The organism is Flavobacterium sp. FG139 (genome assembly GCF_057809695.1).
This window is the reverse complement of the sequence record NZ_JBMDKL010000013.1, coordinates 1-18390: the sequence shown is the minus strand read 5'-3', so window position 1 is coordinate 18390 and position 18390 is coordinate 1. Positions and strand designations below refer to the sequence as shown.

17 protein-coding genes and 1 pseudogene are annotated in these 18390 nt (G+C 35.0%); 8 read left to right on the top strand and 10 right to left on the bottom strand.

Annotation, left to right across the window (positions count from 1 at the left end; genetic code table 11):
* Positions 1-27 precede the first annotated feature (27 nt).
* The 4 genes from ACODSI_RS11630 to ACODSI_RS11615 all read right to left on the bottom strand — a co-directional run bounded on the left by ACODSI_RS11630 (position 28) and on the right by ACODSI_RS11615 (position 3160).
* Positions 28-498 (bottom strand): Lrp/AsnC family transcriptional regulator, encoded by a 471-nt coding sequence (locus ACODSI_RS11630; protein WP_274782027.1) that lies wholly within the window; start codon positions 496-498, stop codon positions 28-30.
* A 53-nt stretch (positions 499-551) separates the two neighbouring features.
* Positions 552-1928 (bottom strand): saccharopine dehydrogenase family protein, encoded by a 1377-nt coding sequence (locus tag ACODSI_RS11625; RefSeq protein WP_488917023.1) that lies wholly within the window; start codon positions 1926-1928, stop codon positions 552-554.
* Between the two features lie 118 nt (positions 1929-2046).
* On the bottom strand, positions 2047-2373 hold the full coding sequence (locus ACODSI_RS11620; protein ID WP_488917022.1) for a hypothetical protein: 327 nt from the start codon (positions 2371-2373) through the stop codon (positions 2047-2049).
* Between the two features lie 25 nt (positions 2374-2398).
* On the bottom strand, positions 2399-3160 hold the full coding sequence (locus ACODSI_RS11615) for a DUF3108 domain-containing protein (protein WP_488917021.1): 762 nt from the start codon (positions 3158-3160) through the stop codon (positions 2399-2401).
* A 156-nt stretch (positions 3161-3316) separates the two neighbouring features.
* On the opposite strand from ACODSI_RS11615, the gene ACODSI_RS11610 reads away from it, so the two are divergent.
* Both ACODSI_RS11610 and pckA read left to right on the top strand, forming a co-directional pair.
* Complete coding sequence (locus ACODSI_RS11610) at positions 3317-3703, top strand: DUF423 domain-containing protein (protein ID WP_488917020.1); 387 nt, start codon at positions 3317-3319, stop codon at positions 3701-3703.
* 79 nt (positions 3704-3782) lie between these two features.
* Positions 3783-5408 (top strand): phosphoenolpyruvate carboxykinase (ATP), encoded by a 1626-nt coding sequence (pckA, locus tag ACODSI_RS11605; RefSeq protein WP_488917019.1) that lies wholly within the window; start codon positions 3783-3785, stop codon positions 5406-5408.
* Positions 5409-5658: 250 nt separating this feature from the next.
* Here the strand turns inward: pckA and ACODSI_RS11600 are convergent, their stop codons facing one another.
* Together ACODSI_RS11600 and ACODSI_RS11595 are read right to left on the bottom strand one after the other, a co-directional pair.
* Entirely contained in the window at positions 5659-6408 is a 750-nt protein-coding gene (locus ACODSI_RS11600; protein ID WP_488917098.1) for a uroporphyrinogen-III synthase, read from the bottom strand.
* A gap of 17 nt (positions 6409-6425) precedes the next feature.
* A complete protein-coding gene (locus ACODSI_RS11595) occupies positions 6426-7094 on the bottom strand; it encodes a DUF4271 domain-containing protein (protein ID WP_488917018.1) in 669 nt (222 codons plus the stop codon).
* A gap of 104 nt (positions 7095-7198) precedes the next feature.
* On the opposite strand from ACODSI_RS11595, the gene ACODSI_RS11590 reads away from it, so the two are divergent.
* The 3 genes from ACODSI_RS11590 to ACODSI_RS11580 are packed head-to-tail and all read left to right on the top strand — an operon-like array spanning position 7199 to position 9665.
* Entirely contained in the window at positions 7199-7924 is a 726-nt protein-coding gene (locus ACODSI_RS11590) for a polyprenol monophosphomannose synthase (protein WP_488917017.1), read from the top strand.
* A gap of 2 nt (positions 7925-7926) precedes the next feature.
* A complete protein-coding gene (locus tag ACODSI_RS11585) occupies positions 7927-9267 on the top strand; it encodes a dihydroorotase (protein WP_488917016.1) in 1341 nt (446 codons plus the stop codon).
* Positions 9268-9290: 23 nt separating this feature from the next.
* On the top strand, positions 9291-9665 hold the full coding sequence (locus tag ACODSI_RS11580; RefSeq protein ID WP_488917015.1) for a DUF4296 domain-containing protein: 375 nt from the start codon (positions 9291-9293) through the stop codon (positions 9663-9665).
* Here the strand turns inward: ACODSI_RS11580 and ACODSI_RS11575 are convergent, their stop codons facing one another.
* Entirely contained in the window at positions 9666-10676 is a 1011-nt protein-coding gene (locus tag ACODSI_RS11575) for an NAD-dependent epimerase/dehydratase family protein (RefSeq protein WP_488917014.1), read from the bottom strand.
* Between the two features lie 243 nt (positions 10677-10919).
* On the opposite strand from ACODSI_RS11575, the gene tyrS reads away from it, so the two are divergent.
* Positions 10920-12215, top strand: coding sequence for a tyrosine--tRNA ligase (gene tyrS / locus ACODSI_RS11570; protein WP_488917013.1), 1296 nt, complete (start codon positions 10920-10922; stop codon positions 12213-12215).
* 29 nt (positions 12216-12244) lie between these two features.
* On the opposite strand, the gene ACODSI_RS11565 is transcribed toward tyrS, so the two are convergent.
* From ACODSI_RS11565 to ACODSI_RS11555, 3 genes are all read right to left on the bottom strand, one after another.
* Positions 12245-13225, bottom strand: a complete 981-nt coding sequence (locus ACODSI_RS11565; protein WP_488917012.1) for a LuxE/PaaK family acyltransferase — start codon at positions 13223-13225, stop codon at positions 12245-12247.
* Positions 13226-13300: 75 nt separating this feature from the next.
* The gene (locus tag ACODSI_RS11560) at positions 13301-14293 is read right to left on the bottom strand and encodes a T9SS type A sorting domain-containing protein (RefSeq protein WP_488917011.1); all 993 of its coding nucleotides are present in this window, start codon (positions 14291-14293) and stop codon (positions 13301-13303) included.
* A 95-nt stretch (positions 14294-14388) separates the two neighbouring features.
* Positions 14389-14724: a T9SS type A sorting domain-containing protein gene (locus tag ACODSI_RS11555; protein WP_488917010.1), complete on the bottom strand. Its 336-nt coding sequence runs from the start codon at positions 14722-14724 to the stop codon at positions 14389-14391.
* Between the two features lie 268 nt (positions 14725-14992).
* On the opposite strand from ACODSI_RS11555, the gene ACODSI_RS11550 reads away from it, so the two are divergent.
* Positions 14993-17935, top strand: a complete 2943-nt coding sequence (locus tag ACODSI_RS11550) for a TonB-dependent receptor (protein ID WP_488917009.1) — start codon at positions 14993-14995, stop codon at positions 17933-17935.
* Positions 17936-18142: 207 nt separating this feature from the next.
* Positions 18143-18390: pseudogene (locus tag ACODSI_RS11545) on the top strand (hypothetical protein); the annotation flags it as partial.

Sequence of the window (18390 nt, the reverse complement as noted above, 5' to 3'; positions counted from 1 at the left end):
TGATGTTTAATAGCTAAAATTTTATATCTACAATTGTATCTGTCGTTCTATTTGTTGCTCCAAAGAGATGAAGGTTTCGGTTCTGGAAACGCCATCGATGGGTTGGATTTTTTTATTCAAAAGTTGCATTAAATGTTCGTTATCTCGACAAATAATTTTGATAAGAATACTCCAATTTCCAGTTGTATAGTGGCATTCGAGCACTTCAGGAATTTTTTTCAATTCTTTTACGGCTTCCGAATTGCTCGCAGCTTTTTCAAGATAAACCCCAATGAAAGCCATGGTTTTATAGCCTAAAACTTTATTGTTTACAATGAATTTAGAACCCGAAATCACGCCAGCTTCTTCCAGTTTTTTCAATCGTTGGTGGATGGCTGCACCAGAAATTCCGATTTTGTTGGCGATTTGTAGAATAGGTTTTCTAGCATCTTCCATCAAATCACGTAGAATTTCCTTGTCGATTCCGTCAATTTCTATTTGTAGCTGATTGATTTTCATTAGTTGTGAATTTAAAGCAAAAATAGAAATTTTGTTTCAGATTATAATAAAAACTAATTGCTTGTGACTAATTTATCAGGATTATAACCAATATAGGGCATTTCAGTTTCTTTGAAAATTACGCCAAATTCTTCTAATTCTTTCAAGATTGGTTCGTAAACTTCTTTTTTAATTGGCAATTGCACGCCAGGTGTTTTGATGTTACCGTTTAAGATTTGCAAAGTTGCCATAGCAACAGGTAATCCCACAGTTTTGGCCATGGCGGTATAGGTTTGATCGTCACCAATGCACACCATTTTAGAGTCGATTTGGTGGTCTTTACCGTTGAGTTCGTAGCCAAATTTGTGGTACATTACAATCATGTCTTTGTCATTGGGTTGTAACGACCAGCTGTCGTTTAAAATGCGTTCTAGAATTTGTGCTGGTGTAGCATTTTTTAATCCAACAATTTTATTTGAATTGAACAAATCGAGTTCCAACAGTTTGTCCCACATGATGTCATCTTGCTCAATGTTAAGCGCCAAACGGGTTTTAATTTCTACCGAATCGGTTGGGTGGTAGGGTAAAAATGAATTGGTGAATTCTCGGAAACTCATGGTTTCTGAGTTTTCCATAGTGTAGGTGTCGTCGGTCATGCCAAGTTGTACAAACATGTTCCAAGCTTTGGAAAAACCTACTCTTCGAATGGTGCCACGATACAATGTTAACACATCGTCTAAACCATAAACGCTTCGGTATTTTAGCGAATCGCGGTTGGCATAGCCTTCAAATTTTCCGTAACCTTCAACGGCAAGAAATTCGGTTCTTCTGAATAATTTAGTGTAAGGTATGTATTTGTATTTACCTTCTTGAATGAATTTGGCAGCACCGCCTTGACCCGCCAATACCACATTTCGTGGTGCCCAAGTAAATTTGTAATTCCACAAATTGGTATCGCTTTCGGGAGCCACTAATCCGCCACAGAACGATTCAAACAGGAGCATTTTTCCGCCTTTATCCCGAATTTCGTCTAAAACTTTCATGGCGCTCATGTGGTCGATACCTGGATCCAATCCGATTTCGTTCATAAAAATCAATCCGTTTTCTTTGGCAGCAGCATCCAATTCTTGCATCGCATCGGAAACATAAGAAGCGGTAACCATGTGTTTTTTGAAGGTGATGCAATCTTTGGCCACTTCAATGTGCATGTGCGCTGGAAGCATCGAAATTATAATATCGGCTTTTTGAATTTCAGCATGACGTTGTGCTTCGTTGTGGATATCCAGTTGAATAGCGGTAGCATTTGGGTGGTTGTTGGTTTTTCTTTGTGCCAATTCTAACGATAAATCTCCTATAGTTAAATGAAGATTTTCTTGCTCCGATTTGTTTAATAAGTACTGAATTAAAGAAGACGCCGAACGACCTGCTCCGATGATTAGAATGTTTCTCATGGTTTGTTTGTAATAGGCAGCAAATTTATGAAATTGGAATGATTTTCGTTTACTAATTGATAAAAACAAAAAAGCTCATACAAAAACGAATGAGCTTTTAAATTTTATGTAAAGAAAATTACTCTAAATCTTTTTCCAAATCTTCGAGCTCTTTTTTGGCTTCTTGTTTGGTTTCGATTTTTTGTTTTTCAAATTGCGTATCAACCGCGACTTTATCTTTGATTAAAAACGTTTTTCCAAGAACGACTAAAGCACAAATGTAAGTAACAATAAAAAGACGTTTGGGAAATTTTCGCTGGTCAACCTCTGACTTTTTAAAAGCCAAAAAGATGAATAACAACGCAATTCCGATGGGTGCAAGCGCTAAAGTATCTAAAGGCAATGCTGAAAATACAATACTAAGTATAGTAAAAATTACGGCAATAATTAAAAATGCTTTTCTCATGTTTATGCTGAATTTATTTCAGTAATTAAATTCCAGTTGCTGAAGTTAAAGCCAATTGTCCGGTTCCAACAGGAATGCTGAATTTCATTAAAACAGGCACTTTTTTGGCATCGGCCGTCAAGTAAATTAAGTTTTTATCTTTTCCTTTTAATACATCTGTTTTGGCGCCGATAGAAAGTTTGTAGCAATTTTTAGAACCTAAATTTCCAGCAGAAACGGTTTCGTTTCCTAGTAATTTAACGGTAACTGGAATTTGCTTCTCGTCAAAAACGATAGTAAACGACTGACTTTGTCCGGTTTTCATTTTAGATAAATCCATCGTTCTTAATTTGTACATTATCGAAACCACATCTTGTGTAGAGCCGCCAATAGAGAAGGTTTTGGTTGTTTCGGGTTTGTTTCTTTTTTTAGCAGTACTGGTTACCGAATTGCCTTTGAAAACGTACTTTTCTTTCTTGGTCCAACCGCCTTCGTCGATGCTTCTTTTATACAAGCTAGGTTTTAGGGTAATTGGGTCGACATACGATTCGTAGATGTCACGAATTTTGAAAAACTTATCCCACTTAGCATAGGTTTCTAATTCGCAATTCAAATGCAAATACGAATTTTTCGACGTAGAAACGATATCAGTAGATAAGGTAACTTGTGCCAATTGGGTCATTAATCCACTCATATTGTAAGAGCCTGCAAAAACTAATTTTTCTCCGGCTGGAATTCCGACATTGTTTTCCGTTTTAAACGAGCAGAAAATCAAGGCAATAGCCATTATAAATAAAATCTTTTTCATTTCTAAAAATTATGGTGCAAATATAAAATTTTAATATTGGTATTCCCGAAGCATCGGAACAAAAAAAACACAAAAGTCCTTTACCATTCCATACATAACTGATAAATTTGTGAAATAGTATAAATTAAATGAATACTGTATTTAGTACAATACCTTATGGATAAAAAAATTCTTTCGGCGGCAGGATTCTTCGGAATGTCGGCCATTATTTTGGGAGCCTTCGGAGCTCATGCTTTAAAAAAAGTATTGACAGTAGATCAATTAGCAACCTTTGAAACTGGAGTGAAATACCAAATGTATCACGCTTTGTTTTTGTTATTTTTAGGATTGAATACCCATTTGAGTGCTGCAACAAAAAAAATAATTTTAGGCTTTACTATTTCGGGAGTAATCTTATTTTCGGGCTCGATTTATCTTCTGGCAACCGACACTTTGAATGCTTTTGATTTCAAAGTAATTGGATTTGTGACGCCAATCGGAGGATTACTGTTAATAGTAGCTTGGAGTATATTAATGGGGCATTTTTTAAAGAAAAAATCATAATTTCTTAATTTACTACAACGTTGTAATAATTAATTTTTACCTTTGCGGTCTAATTATTATTGCAACAAACTAATTTTCTATGGAGAATACTGCCCATTTCACGAAATCGATTTCGTTAGAAAAATACGGAATTAAAAATGCACAAGAAATTATATACAATCCATCGTATGAATTTTTATATAATGAAGAATTAGATTCAAGTTTAGAAGGTTACGAAAGAGGTCAACTTACCGAACTTGGAGCTGTAAATGTAATGACCGGCGAATTCACAGGTCGTTCTCCTAAAGATAAATACATTGTTAAAGATGCCGTAACTGAAAATACCATTTGGTGGAATTCAGATAAAGCAGTAAATGATAACAAACCTATTTCACAAACTACATGGAATGCCTTAAAAGAAACTACCGTAAACCAACTTTCAGGTAAACGATTATTTGTGGTAGATGCTTTTTGTGGAGCCAATGAAAATACTCGTCTTAAAGTACGCTTCATTATGGAAGTGGCGTGGCAAGCTCATTTTGTTAAAAATATGTTCATCCGTCCAACGGAAGAAGAATTGGAAAATTTCGGAGAACCCGATTTTATCGTGATGAACGGTTCTAAAACAAGTTTTAAAGAGTATGCAGCTCACGGATTAAATTCTGAAGTATATGTTGCTTTCAATCTTACTGAAAAAATCCAATTGATTGGAGGTACTTGGTATGGTGGCGAAATGAAAAAAGGCTTGTTCTCCATGATGAATTATTACCTGCCACTTCAAGGCATGGCATCGATGCATTGTTCTGCCAATAAAGGGAAAGATGGTGATGTGGCTGTGTTCTTCGGATTGTCTGGAACGGGAAAAACTACTTTGTCAACCGATCCAAAACGTGAGTTAATTGGTGACGACGAGCACGGTTGGGACGACGAAGGCGTATTCAATTTTGAAGGTGGATGCTATGCCAAAACCATCGATTTAAGTGCGGCAAACGAACCCGATATTTACGGTGCAATCACTAAAGATGCTTTGTTAGAAAACGTAACCGTTGATGCCAATGGTGTAATCGACTTTAAAGATGGTTCTGTAACTCAAAATACCCGTGTATCGTATCCCATTTATCACATTCATAATATTGTAAAACCAGTTTCTAAAGCAGGTCATGCGACCAAAGTAATTTTCTTAACGGCAGACGCTTTTGGAGTGATGCCTCCAGTATCCAAACTAACACCAGAACAAACTAAATACTATTTCCTTTCTGGATTTACGGCCAAATTAGCAGGTACTGAGCGCGGTGTAACCGAACCACAACCAACATTCTCGGCGTGTTTCGGAAAAGCATTTTTATCGTTGCATCCAACGCAATACGGTCAAGAATTGGTGAAGAAAATGGAACAACACAACGCTACGGCCTATATGGTAAACACCGGTTGGAACGGAACGGGAAAACGTATCTCTATCAAAGATACGCGCGCTATTATTGATGCCATCTTAGACGGTTCTATCGAGAAAGCAGAAACAAAAGTAATTCCAACGTTCAATTTTGTAGTACCAACGGCGCTTCACGATGTCGATTCGGCTATTTTAGACCCGAGAGATACCTATGCCGATCCAACCGAATGGAATGCCAAAGCAACCGATTTAGCCTCTCGTTTTATTAAAAATTTTGTACAATATACCGACAATACCGAAGGACAAAATCTGGTAAAAGCGGGTCCGCAATTATAGCATAACAAACAAAAACTAACTTAAACAAGCGGAAAAGGTTCGGCAGCAATGCTGGACTTTTTTTATTAGAAGCGGTTGGTTTGGTCTTTTTTGTAATCCTTATTCCTGCTGTCCGCGCTACTTGGTAGCTCGCTTCCATCAGGGCTAGTGAGTATGCGTCTTTTGTAAAGTTTTCATTTTCAAAAGAATTTTAAATAAAAAATCCCAAACTCATAAGGATTTGGGATTTTAGTATTTTGAAAAGTTTGATTTATTTTCCTTTGTTTGCTTCAGCTACATAACGCTCTAAAGCCATCGTCATTGATGGAGTTTCTGGCGTTGGTGCCAAAATGTCAATGCGTAATCCGTGTTCCAAAGCTTCTTTTTGAGTAGTGCTTCCAAAAACGGCAATGCGCGTATTATTTTGTTTGAAATCAGGGAAGTTTTTAAACAACGACTTGATTCCAGTTGGACTAAAAAACGCCAAAACATCATAATATACATCTGCTAAATCAGATAAATCACTCATCACTGTTTTGTAAAAAATCGCTTGTGTCCAGTTGATTTTTAAGTTATTTAAAGTAACTGGTGCATCGGCATTCAATTGATCAGAAGCAGGCAACAAGAATTTTTCGTCTTTATATTTTTTGAAAAGCGGTGCCATATCAGCAAAGTCTTTCTGACCCACATATATTTTACGTTTTCTGTACACCACATATTTTTGAAGATAAAAAGCAATCGCTTCCGATTGACAAAAATATCTTAAATCTTCAGGAACTTTATAGCGCATTTCTTCTGCCACTCTAAAAAAATGGTCGACAGCATTTTTGCTGGTTAAAATTATTGCCGTAAAGTTATTAAGGTCAATTTTCTGTGCCCTAACATCTTTAGCGCTTACGCCTTCTACATGAATAAAAGAGCGAAAATCAACTTTTACCTTATGCTTTTGTTGTAAATCAAAATAAGGCGAATTCTCTACTTTTGGCTCTGGCTGTGACACCAAAATTGTTCTCACTTTCAAATTTGACATGTTTATGCTCAATTTTTTGTAATCAAATAATATATGAAATAATAGGGCGCTATTTCAAGTGCGCAAAGATACAAAATAAAATAAAACAACTTACCGAATATTAAATTTTGATAATTCTTTAAAGAAAGGAGATAAGTTAGCAGGTTTATTATTAATAATGTAACGATTATAACCAATAATAGTGATTTTGATGCATAATCACCATAGAACAACATGATTGTAACTGGCAATAACAGTAATCCAGCATAGGTTCTAAAGTTAACTTTCTGTAAATTAAACTGCTCAATGATTTCTTCGATGCCAAAAGTAGCTGCAATTATTTTTTCTACAATAAATTTACTTAATATAAAAACAGATAAAAGGGTGAATATCCTAACGTATAAAATCCAGTCTGTTTTGTCGGGATATTTAAAAAAGTGAACCAAAATCATTTGGATGAAAAACGAAAGGGAAACCAGATTTACGGTGAAAAGCAAAACATTAAATCCACTCATCAAATGACTGCTTTCTCGATAAATCTTGTTGTATTTGTCCGATACAATCAGCCTTAAAAAATCATTAAATCGAGATTCGAAAGCCGTTTTCGCCAAAACAATTAGCGCCAAAGTAATGACAAAAATTAGAGTTGCCCAATCTTTGTTTGCGATAATTCTGTAATGTAATTCGAGTGCTATCATGAGTCGCAAAATTACTAAATTTTATTTGTTGATTACTATTATAATATTATTAAGATTATCAAGTTATAAAATGAGTATTTTTGCAAAAACTTTTTTAAATTGCTATGAACTGCGGTATTGTCATTATTCCAACTTATAACGAAATTGAAAATATAGAAAGCATTGTGAGAGCGGTGTTTTCGTTACATAAATCCTTTCATATTCTTATAGTTGACGATAATTCGCCAGACAAAACAGCCGATAAAGTTAAAGAGCTTCAAAAAGAGTTTGAAAATCGATTGTTTTTAGAACAACGAACTAAAAAAGCAGGATTAGGTACGGCGTATGTTCACGGATTTAAATGGGCTTTGGCAAGAGAATATGAGTTCATTTTTGAAATGGATGCAGATTTCTCTCACAATCCAGTTGATTTAGAGCGATTGCATGATGCTTGTCATTTTGGTGGTGCCGACATTGCCATAGGATCTCGCTATGTAACGGGTGTTAATGTGGTCAATTGGCCGTTGAGTCGGGTTTTATTATCGTACTTTGCTTCGGTATACGTGCGAATGATCACAGGTATGAAAATTATGGACGCCACGGCAGGATTTATTTGTTACAATAGAAAGGTGCTGGAAAGCATCAATTTGGATAAGATAAAATTCATTGGGTATGCCTTTCAAATTGAAATGAAATACCGTGCTTTTTGCAAGAAATTCAATATTCAAGAAGTGCCCGTTATTTTTACTGATAGAACCAAAGGGCAGTCTAAAATGAGTGGTTCAATTATAAAAGAAGCCATCTTTGGAGTGTTATCACTTCGAATTAAAAAGTTATGTAACCGATTATAAATATGAATACCGTTTTAATTAAAAATGCAAAGATTGTTAATGAAGGAAGGATTTTTGAAGGCGATGTTCTAATTGAAGGTGAATTTATTACCGAAATTTCAGCTAGCATTAGTCATAAAAGTTCGAATTGCAAAGTTATTGATGCCGAAGGAAGTTATTTAATTCCGGGTGCTATTGATGACCAAGTGCATTTTCGTGAACCCGGTTTGACGCACAAAGGAGATATTGCTTCTGAAAGTCGTGCTGCCGTAGCAGGCGGTATAACGTCGTTTATCGAGCAACCCAATACGGTACCTAATGCGGTGACTCAAGAATTGTTGGAACAGAAATACCAAATTGCTGCCGAGAAATCGTATGCGAATTATTCGTTTATGATGGGTGGTACCAACGATAATTTGGAGGAAGTTTTGAAAACCAATCCTAAAAATGTGGCTGGAATCAAATTGTTTTTAGGTTCTTCTACAGGAAATATGTTGGTGGATAATCCAGAAACACTAGAGAATATATTTTCAAGTACTAAAATGCTTATTGCGGTTCATTGTGAAGATGAAGCAACTATAAAAGCCAATTTAGAAGAGTATAAAGCAAAATATGGTGACGATATTCCAGTTACTGCGCATCATTTAATTCGCAGTGAAGAAGCGTGTTATATTTCGTCTTCTAAAGCCATTGAGTTGGCTAAGAAAACAGGTGCTCGATTGCATATTTTTCATATTTCAACAGCTAAGGAATTGGATTTGTTTACCAATAAAATTCCGCTAGAAGACAAACAAATTACAGCCGAAGTTTGTGTGCATCATCTTTGGTTTACCGATGAAGATTATAAAACTAAAGGTAATTTTATCAAATGGAATCCTGCGGTTAAAACGGCAGCTGATAGAGAGGCGCTCTGGAAAGCGTTGTTGGACGACAGAATTGATGTAATTGCTACCGATCATGCGCCACACACCATAGAAGAAAAATCTCAAAAATACTCGAGTGCACCTTCAGGTGGGCCTTTAGTACAACATGCCATCGTGGCTTTATTTGAAGCGCACCATCAAGGTAAAATTTCGGTTGAGAAAATTGTTGAGAAAATGTGTCACAATCCGGCGAAGATTTTCAAAATTGAAAAAAGAGGTTTTGTCAAAGAAGGGTTTTATGCCGATTTAGCCATTGTAAATCCAGCCAAACCGTGGAGTGTCAATAAAGACAATATTTTATATAAATGCGGTTGGTCGCCGTTTGAAGGAACCAATTTCAAATCAAGAATTTCGCATACCTTTGTTAACGGACAATTGGTTTATGAAAATGCAAAAGTGAAAGAAATTAAAGCCGGAAAGCGCTTGCTTTTTGATCGATAGTTTCTGAAAATAATTCCATATAAATGAAAAAGTTTACTCTATTTTTTATAGCTATAATTTTAACAATTGTCAGTTGTAAAGACAAAGTTATTGAGAAACCTAAAAATCTTATCGAACGCGATAAGATGATTGATGTTATATACGATTTGGCCATTTTAGAAGCGGCAAGAGCGCAAACTTCAGGTAGTTATCAATACCCAAAAACGACTCAGTTTTTAAAAGAAAAGTATAAAATTGACAGTTTGACCTTTGCACAAAGCACACAATATTATGCCTCTGATATGAAAGAATACAAAAAAATGTATGATGAAGTAAAAGAGCGCTTGAATGTTGAAAACACTAAGCTTAACGGCGGACAACCTGTTAAGGAAAACCCAGAAGAAGGCATTGTAAAGTAATTAGTTCTTGAAATATACTGCAATTTCATTTAAGTAACTATCGATTGATGTAAACGAATAGTTAAGATGCTGTTTAATTTTTTCGTTTGAAATTTGTTCTTTGTTTAAAAGCGATTGTGCGCTTAACTTAGATATTTTTCTTTTGGTTATAAAAAATGTAGATAACACCCAATCCAATCGCCAAGCTATATTTAGCAACCAGGCTTTAGCTTCTATAGTTGGTTTTTTCGCTCCAATTTTTGCTGCAATTTTAAAGATTATGTCTTTGTAGGAGATGTTTTCTGCAATTAGGGTAAAGCGTTCGCCATTGCAGTCAGAAATCATTAAGAGTCTCATTATTTTTACCACATCGGTTACGGCAACATAAGCAGAGGAACCTTTGGTAAAGAACGGAAATCCTTTTTTGATGGAAGTAAAAAACGCACCACTACCTTGATCCCAAAATCCAGGTCCGAAAATCACACCGGGATTGACGATCACTACTTGTAATCCTTCTTGATGACCGCGCCACACTTCCATTTCGGCACCATATTTTGAAATCGCATAATCGCTGTGTAATACTTCGGGATTCCATTCGGTTTCTTCAGTAATGAAAGCGTGTTGCACATGGTTTTGAGTTAAATCACCTAAGGCTGCAATTGAGCTAACGTGGCATAATTTTTTTATGTTTTTATCAATACAAAAATTTACAATGTTTGCGGTGCCTTCGATGTTTATTTTTCGTAGTTGATTTTCGTCGTTTGGATTAAAAGAAATACAAGCGGCGCAATGGTAAACGTATTCTATGTTTTGAAATGCTATTTCTAAGGATGGGATATCAATAATATCAGCTTTGAGCCATTCTATTTTGGCAAACAAATCACTTTTTTGATACAATTCAAAAAGGGCTTTTGTTTTTTCAATTTGTTTCGGGTTTCGGTAGATAGCGCGTAGGTTGGATTCGCCATTTTCTGTTAAATGAACGAGCAAATGTGCGCCTACTAATCCGGTTCCGCCTGTAACTAATATCATGGTAGCAAAGATAATTAGTTTGTTGGATTATTGGATTTTTAACTTCGGAAAAAAGTAAGCCTTCTGATTTTCTTTTAGCCCTGATTGAGACGATAGCTCTTGTTGAGGTACGAAACAAGACTAAAGGCGAAAGCAGGAATAAGGATGGCTGATAAAGCCCGAGCCATTCGCTTCTATTACTTAAAAATTTGATTTTGCCAGTGCCTTGTGTTTCGCTATATTTGCGCAAATTATTGATTAAAAATGAAGAATTTAGTAGCAGAATTGCAATGGCGCGGATTGGTGCATGATATGATGCCGGGCACAGAAGAACAACTTTTGAAGGAAATGACGACGACGTATATTGGGTTTGACCCAACCAGCGATTCGTTGCATATTGGGAGTTTGGTGCCGATTATTTTGTTGGTTCATTTGGAGCAATTCGGACACAAACCGATAGCTTTAGTGGGTGGTGCAACCGGTATGATTGGTGATCCTTCTGGGAAAAGTGATGAAAGAAACTTGCTTGATGAGGCGACTTTAGAAAAAAATGTAGCTGGAATAAAAGCGGTATTGTCTCGATTTTTGGATTTCAATTCGACGGCTGCTAATGCTCCGATTTTGGTCAATAACTACGATTGGATGAAAGATTTTTCGTTTATCAATTTTGCACGTGATGTGGGAAAACGTATTACGGTAAACTACATGATGGCGAAAGATTCGGTTAAGAAGCGTTTGAGTGGCGAAACAGGCGAAGGAATGAGTTTTACCGAGTTTACCTATCAGTTGATTCAAGGGTATGATTTTCATCATTTGTATAAACATAATAATTGTTTGTTGCAAATGGGCGGTTCTGATCAATGGGGAAATATTACAACCGGTACAGAATTAGTGCGCAGAATGAATGGAGAAGGGGCTAAAGCGTATGCTATGACGTGTCCATTGATTACGAAAGCCGACGGTTCTAAATTTGGAAAAAGTGAAGGTGGAAACGTTTGGTTGACGGCTGATAAAACGTCTGTGTATAAATTTTACCAGTTTTGGGTAAATACTACCGATGTAGATGCGGAGAAATACATTAAGATTTTTACGTTTTTAGAAGAAGATACCATTAATAGTTTAATTGCGGAACATCATGAAGCGCCGCATTTGCGTGTGTTGCAAAAACGTTTGGCTGAAGAAGTAACGACTTTTGTTCACGGAAAAGAAGAATTGGAGAAAGCTATTTTTGCTTCGAGTGCTTTTTTTAGTCCGACGATGGATGATTTAGCGCGATTGGATGACGCTACTTTTGTTGAGGTTTTTGATGGCGTTCCAAATGCCACCATTTCTAAAGAAGATGTTGGTGCTGGTTTGGACATGATTGCAGCGCTTTCGGCGAAAACTAACTTTTTGGCGTCTAATAGTGATGCGCGTCGCGAACTGAAGCAAAATGCTATTTCATTGAACAAAGCCAAAGTTGCAGAAGATTATATAATTACGGAAAAAGATTTGATTAAAGGAAGATTTTTGGTCCTGCAAAAAGGAAGAAGGAATTATTATTTGATACAAGTAGTATAAATTGAAAAGGAGCTTTTTTAGCTCCTTTTTTAATATACCATTAGGTTGCAACCTCTAATATCAGAATTGTCAAAACGCCCTAATACTTCAAACGAATTGTTAGGATATTTTTTACCTAAATCTTGAGTAGCAATAAAAGAGCACGAATTGATATTGGCCAAATCGATTACGTTGATACCGCCTGTTTTTCCTGTGGAAACATAAGTAAGGGCATCTTCGGTGTCGCGAATTAAGATATTCATCCAATTGGGGCATTCAAAAATACCGTCTCCTAACGAATATGCTTGCGATAGTAATTCGGTCATGCCGTATTCGGAATGTATGGACGAAACGCCAAAACCATTGCATAATTTTTCATGTAATTCTTCACGAATGATTTCTTTTCGCTTGCCTTTCATGCCTCCAGTTTCCATGATGATGGTGTTTTTTAATTGAAATTTTTGTTTCTCAATTAAATCCAATAAGGCATAGGTTACGCCAATTAAAATTACGTTTTGACCTGCATTGTCAAGTTCAATTACTTTAGCGATAAGTTCGTCGTAATTGTGTAAATAGAATCCGCTGTTTTCGTTGTTAGAAAGTGCTATTAAATCTTTCATCATATAAATTAGAGATGAACCGCTTCGTTCTAAATAGGATGGAAGTAGCGCCAAAACGGCGTAATCTTCAATGTTACCATAAAATTCAGAAAAGGCATTACGGTAACTTTCTTCATATAATGTCACATCGGTAATGAGATGTTTGCTGGTAATCATTCCAGTAGTGCCGCTGCTGGTAAACGTTTCTTGAACTACTTCGGAAGAAGACAGAACATCATGACTTTTAAAAAACTGAATGGGTAAAAATGGGATTTGCTGTATTGATTTTACATTTCCTTTTTCAACGTTTAGTAATTCGCAAAATTCACGATACACAGGATTATTTTCGTATTGGAAACGAAATACTTTCAAAGCTATTTTTTCAAATTGCTTTTGGTTGGAAATGGTAAATATGTCTTGTAGAGCAATCAATGATTTTTTTGTAAAAGTAATGAAAATAAAAAAGCTCCAACGTGAATTGGAGCTTTCAAATATAATTTTAATTAATTATTCAATAACTAATTTTCTTGTAGCAGAATTTCCTTCTTCAGTAATTTTCACCATATATACTCCTGGTTTTAAACCAGATACATTGATAGCACTTTGAGAAGTTGTAGTGTTTAAAACTTGTTTTCCTAATACGTCAAAAACAGTAACAGTTCTTTCAGCGTTAGCATCGGTATTGATGTAGAAAACACCGTTTTTAACTGGGTTTGGATAAACGCTTAATCCTGAAATGGCATTTTGTTTAGTGCCTAAAGCAACTACAGTTGATGTAGCATCGGTCCAGTTAGTAGCTATTCTTAACTCATCTAATTCAACAGTTGGAGTGTCTGTAGCGCTACCTTGTCTTATTAAGAATTTTGCAGCTTGAGTTAAATCAGTCCCTGTTGTATTTGTTGCTGTAGCAGTTTCAGTTGGTTCAGCACCACCTAAAGTTGGATTAACCCATACTTTAACAACGTCATCAGCAGTTGAAGCGTTAAAGGTATAATTAACAACTATTAAATAGGTTTGATTTACATTGTATGCTGTAGCTCCAAAAGCAGTATTAGCAGCTGTAGTTCTTGGGTTTACACCTATGTTAAAAGTAGAAGCATCAATTTTTTTCAACCATAAAGTGGCTCCAAAAGTAGATCCGGTTGAAATTAAACCAGCACAATAACCACCTGTGGTACTTGTTGTTGCTGATAAATCAGTAACATTTAATAAGAATGAATAGTAAACAGAGCCTGTAGTCTGAACTGCAAAATCTTTAGATGCGTCAATACCAGCTCCTCCAAAAGACACCTTATTTCCTGTTGAAGCAGGAAGACCAACATAGCTTAAGCTAGGTGCTGTTATTGCTAAATCATCACCTGTGTTAAGTGTATTCCAAAGAGGTTGCGTTTGTAGTGTTGCACCAGCTGCATAATCAAATCCTTCATAAAATGGAGGTGCTTGTTGTGCGAAAGTAGCAGTTGCAATTAATAAAGATGCTAAAATGTAAAGTTTTTTCATATTTTTTAATGTAAAATTAGACCGCAAAGATAATGACTATTTTTACAAATAAAAATAATCAAAGTAAAAAAATAGTTAAATCAAAAAAGATTTAACTATCTGACAATTAATTTTCTAGTAGTACTTGCGTCTCCTTCTTCAATTTTGATGATGTATACGCCAGGTGAAAGAGAAGAAATATTTAACTCTTTAGATGTCAAAACAGTTTGAAGTACTTTTTTACCTAATACATCAAATATGGTTATTTGTTTGTCATCGTTCGATTTTGTAGTAATATATATTCTATCGCCACTTGTTGGGTTAGGGTATATATTCAAACCTTCAATAGTACTTTCTTGTACTTTTGATTGCTGTTTTCCATCTTGAGCTGAAGCACTAGTAGCGCTTAAACAAAGGAAAAATAGAATGATATAAAAGTAATTTTTTGTCATGAGTACAATTTGGTTAAAGCAAATATATAAAAACTTTTCAAATACCATACCAAAATAAATAAATTTTAACGTATTTAATCATAGGAGTTTGTAATAAATAACTCTTGAATTTATTTTTTTACAATTTCTAAATAGAATGATGTTTTTTTATTTACGCTAAGTTAACAATTATGGTTTTTTGAAAAGAATTGATAAAATAGTGTTAACAGAGTTTTAAATTTGCAGAAGTAAATTTGCCCATTAAATAATAATATCAAATACTATTTAAATGAGACTATTTTACGCGATAATTTTATTCTTTGTATCACAGTTGTTTTTTGCTCAAAATTCTGTAATTAAAGGAGTTGTAATAGAAGAAGCAACAGGAAGACCATTGCCAGGTGTTAACATTATAATAAAGTCTTTAAAAAAGTCAACCATTTCTGATGCCGATGGAAGTTTTATTTTTAGAGGATTGCCAGTCGGAAAATACGACATCCAATTTTCTTTTTTATCCTTTGAATCTAAAATTGTTTCAGAAGTTGAAACCGTTGCAAACGATACCTATTCGATGACAGTCTCATTAGTAGAAAAGAAAAATGAATTAGAAGAAGTAGTTATTAAATCGGTAAAAGCGAAAGCAGAATCGGTGAAGTCACTTTTAAGTATGCAAAAAAATAGCGTCAGAGTATCGGACGGAATTTCGGCAGAAACTATCAAAAGAACTCCAGACAAAACCACTTCAGATGTGTTGAAAAGAATTAGCGGCGCGAGTATTCAAGATAATAAATTTGTTGTTGTAAGAGGATTAAATGATCGGTACAACACCTCGTATTTAAATGGAGCGCCATTACCCAGTTCTGAGCCCGATAGAAAAGCTTTTGCTTTTGATATTTTTCCAGCCAACATGATTGATAATTTGGTGATATACAAAACAGCATCACCTGATTTGCCTGGAGAATTTGCAGGTGGTGTTATCGAAATTAATACCAAAGCAACACCCGATAAAAATTTTCAAACGCTGTCTATTGGTTCAGGTTATAACACCATAACAACTGGAAAGAAACAAGTGTATTATACTGGAGGTAAAAAGGATTGGATGGGATTAGACGACGGATCTCGAACATTACCCTCTTATTTCCCATCAACCAGTCAGTTTCAGGCATTACAAGCGGCAAATAATCAAAGTAGTATTACCCAAATTGCCAATGTGGCAAAGACGTTTCAAACGGATTGGAATTTGTATGATAAAAAATTTAGTCCGAATACCAGTTTTCAATACACTTTTGGAAGGTATTTAAAGATGCAAGACAATCAAAGTTTGGGTTTTTTGGCTTCGGTTACCTACAACAAGACCAATAATTACAATCAAACGCTAAGAAAAAGTTATGAAACTCCAGGAGCTTTGTTGACCGATCAAGTGGATGATAATTATTCGGAACAAGTACTACTTGGGGTTTTGGCTAATGTTTCTTTAAAAATGGATGCCAATAACCTATTTACATTCAAAAATTTATACAGCATCAATTCTAATAATAAGGTAATTGACCGAAATGGATCTTTATCACAAGAAAGTGATCCGTTATACATTAATACTACTGCTCGAATGTTTACGAGCAATAAAATATATTCAGGGCAATTGAATGGGGAACATTTTTTGCCTAAAAGTAAAATTAAAATCAGTTGGGTTGGATCGTACAGTAATGTTTTGAGAACGATTCCAAACGAGAGAAGAAATACCTACGTATATGTAAAATTTGATGACGGAACGGTAACACAACCCTCAGCCTTTTTCTCTATTAATACCGTTGGTGGTGAATCACCTGGATCTATGTATGTTTCTGAAAATGTAGAAGATATTTTTAGTACTAAAGTAGATGTCAATAGAAAAGTAAAATTCACAGAAAAATTCAGCACTGATTTTAAAGTTGGCTTTTTTACGCAATCACGCTACAGAGATTTCTCTGCCAGACAATTGGGTTATATTCCATTTAATGGTACAGTTAATGGAGTGAATTACGGTGGTTCAACATTTTCATCAACAATCCCTTTATTAGACAATTCTACTATTTTTAACAGCTCCAATATGGGCATAATTGCGCCAGGAGTAAGCGGATTAACCCTATTCGATGGCACTAAAGGTAACGATTCTTATAAAGCATCTTCTCGATTGAATGCGGTTTATGCTATGTTAGACAATTCATTTAATAAATTACGTGTTATTTGGGGTGTTCGTATGGAAGATTATTCACAATTGCTAAGTTCTAAAGCCGATAATGGATTGCCTATTAATGTTGACAATGCTCAAGTTGACTTCTTACCATCGGTTAACTTTATTTACGGATTGAATAAAAAACAAAACCTTCGGTTGAGTTTTTCAAAAACATTAAATCGTCCCGAATTTAGAGAGTTAGCACCATTCCTTTTTTATGACGCAGAAACCAAACGCAATAGAGAAGGATCGCCATTAATAATTGCAAAAATCTTTAATGCCGATTTACGTTATGAAATTTTTGCTGGAAAAGGGCAATTGTTTTCGGTGTCTGCTTTTTACAAAAAGTTTGATGATCCGATAGAATTACAAGCGCAAGCCAACAATACCGATAAATATAAAAATGCAAAATCGGGTGAAAATAAAGGAATGGAAATTGAATATAGAACGCTGTTGAGTTCTGTTTTTGGAACTGAAAACACCAAAATATTTGATGATATTACTTTTTTTACCAATCTCTCCATCATTCGTTCTAAAGTTGATATTTCCAATTTAGTGACTTCATCTACACTACAAGCAATTCCTTTACAAGGTCAATCACCTTACGTTTTTAATGCTGGACTTCAATATATTAATTCAGAATCGGGATGGGCATCTGCTATAAACATCAATAAAATTGGCAATAGGGTTGCCATTCAAGGCAATCAAACCTCGGGTGCATCTACACCTGCATTTTGGGAAAAAAGCAGAACTTTTCTAGACATGCAAATCACTAAAAGTTTTCTAAAAAATAAATTGGAAGTAAAATTCAACGCTCAGAACATTTTGGCTCAAAAAGCAATTTTTTATCAAAATAATGATTTAGGGAAGAACAATGCAAAAGGGATTGCCAAAACATTTAACTCCATTTTTACCGGAGACGCTCAAAATAAAAACGGCTACAATCCCGAGGAAGATGACTTGGTTTGGCAAACTAAATACGGACCAACTTTTTCATTGACATTTAGTTATTCGTTTTAATAAAATAACAATAGTACGTAAAGGGTAGTCAATTTTGTCTGCCCTTTTTTATTTGTAAATACAGGCAATTAACAATTTATAAACGTATGATTATTGTTAAAATAACAATTTAGACACTTAAAATTATTGTTTAAATAACGATTTGTTTCTCATGTATTTACATTCAGATTTTACCTTTGATAAAATTAAAAACAACACTATTTCATCATGAAAAAAAATTACTATGTACTAGTTTTATTATTGGTTAGTTTTTTTGGTTTTTCTCAAATAACCAACACAACGTACCGAGGCGCATTTGCACCATCACCTACACCTATGTGGACAGATTCATGGACCAATTATGATCCACAAAATACAGTTTATCCAACACCTACAGTGGATGTTACGACTAACATTACCGCTGATACTCATTGGACGGCTTGTAACACCTATTATTTAAGAGGACAGATTTATGT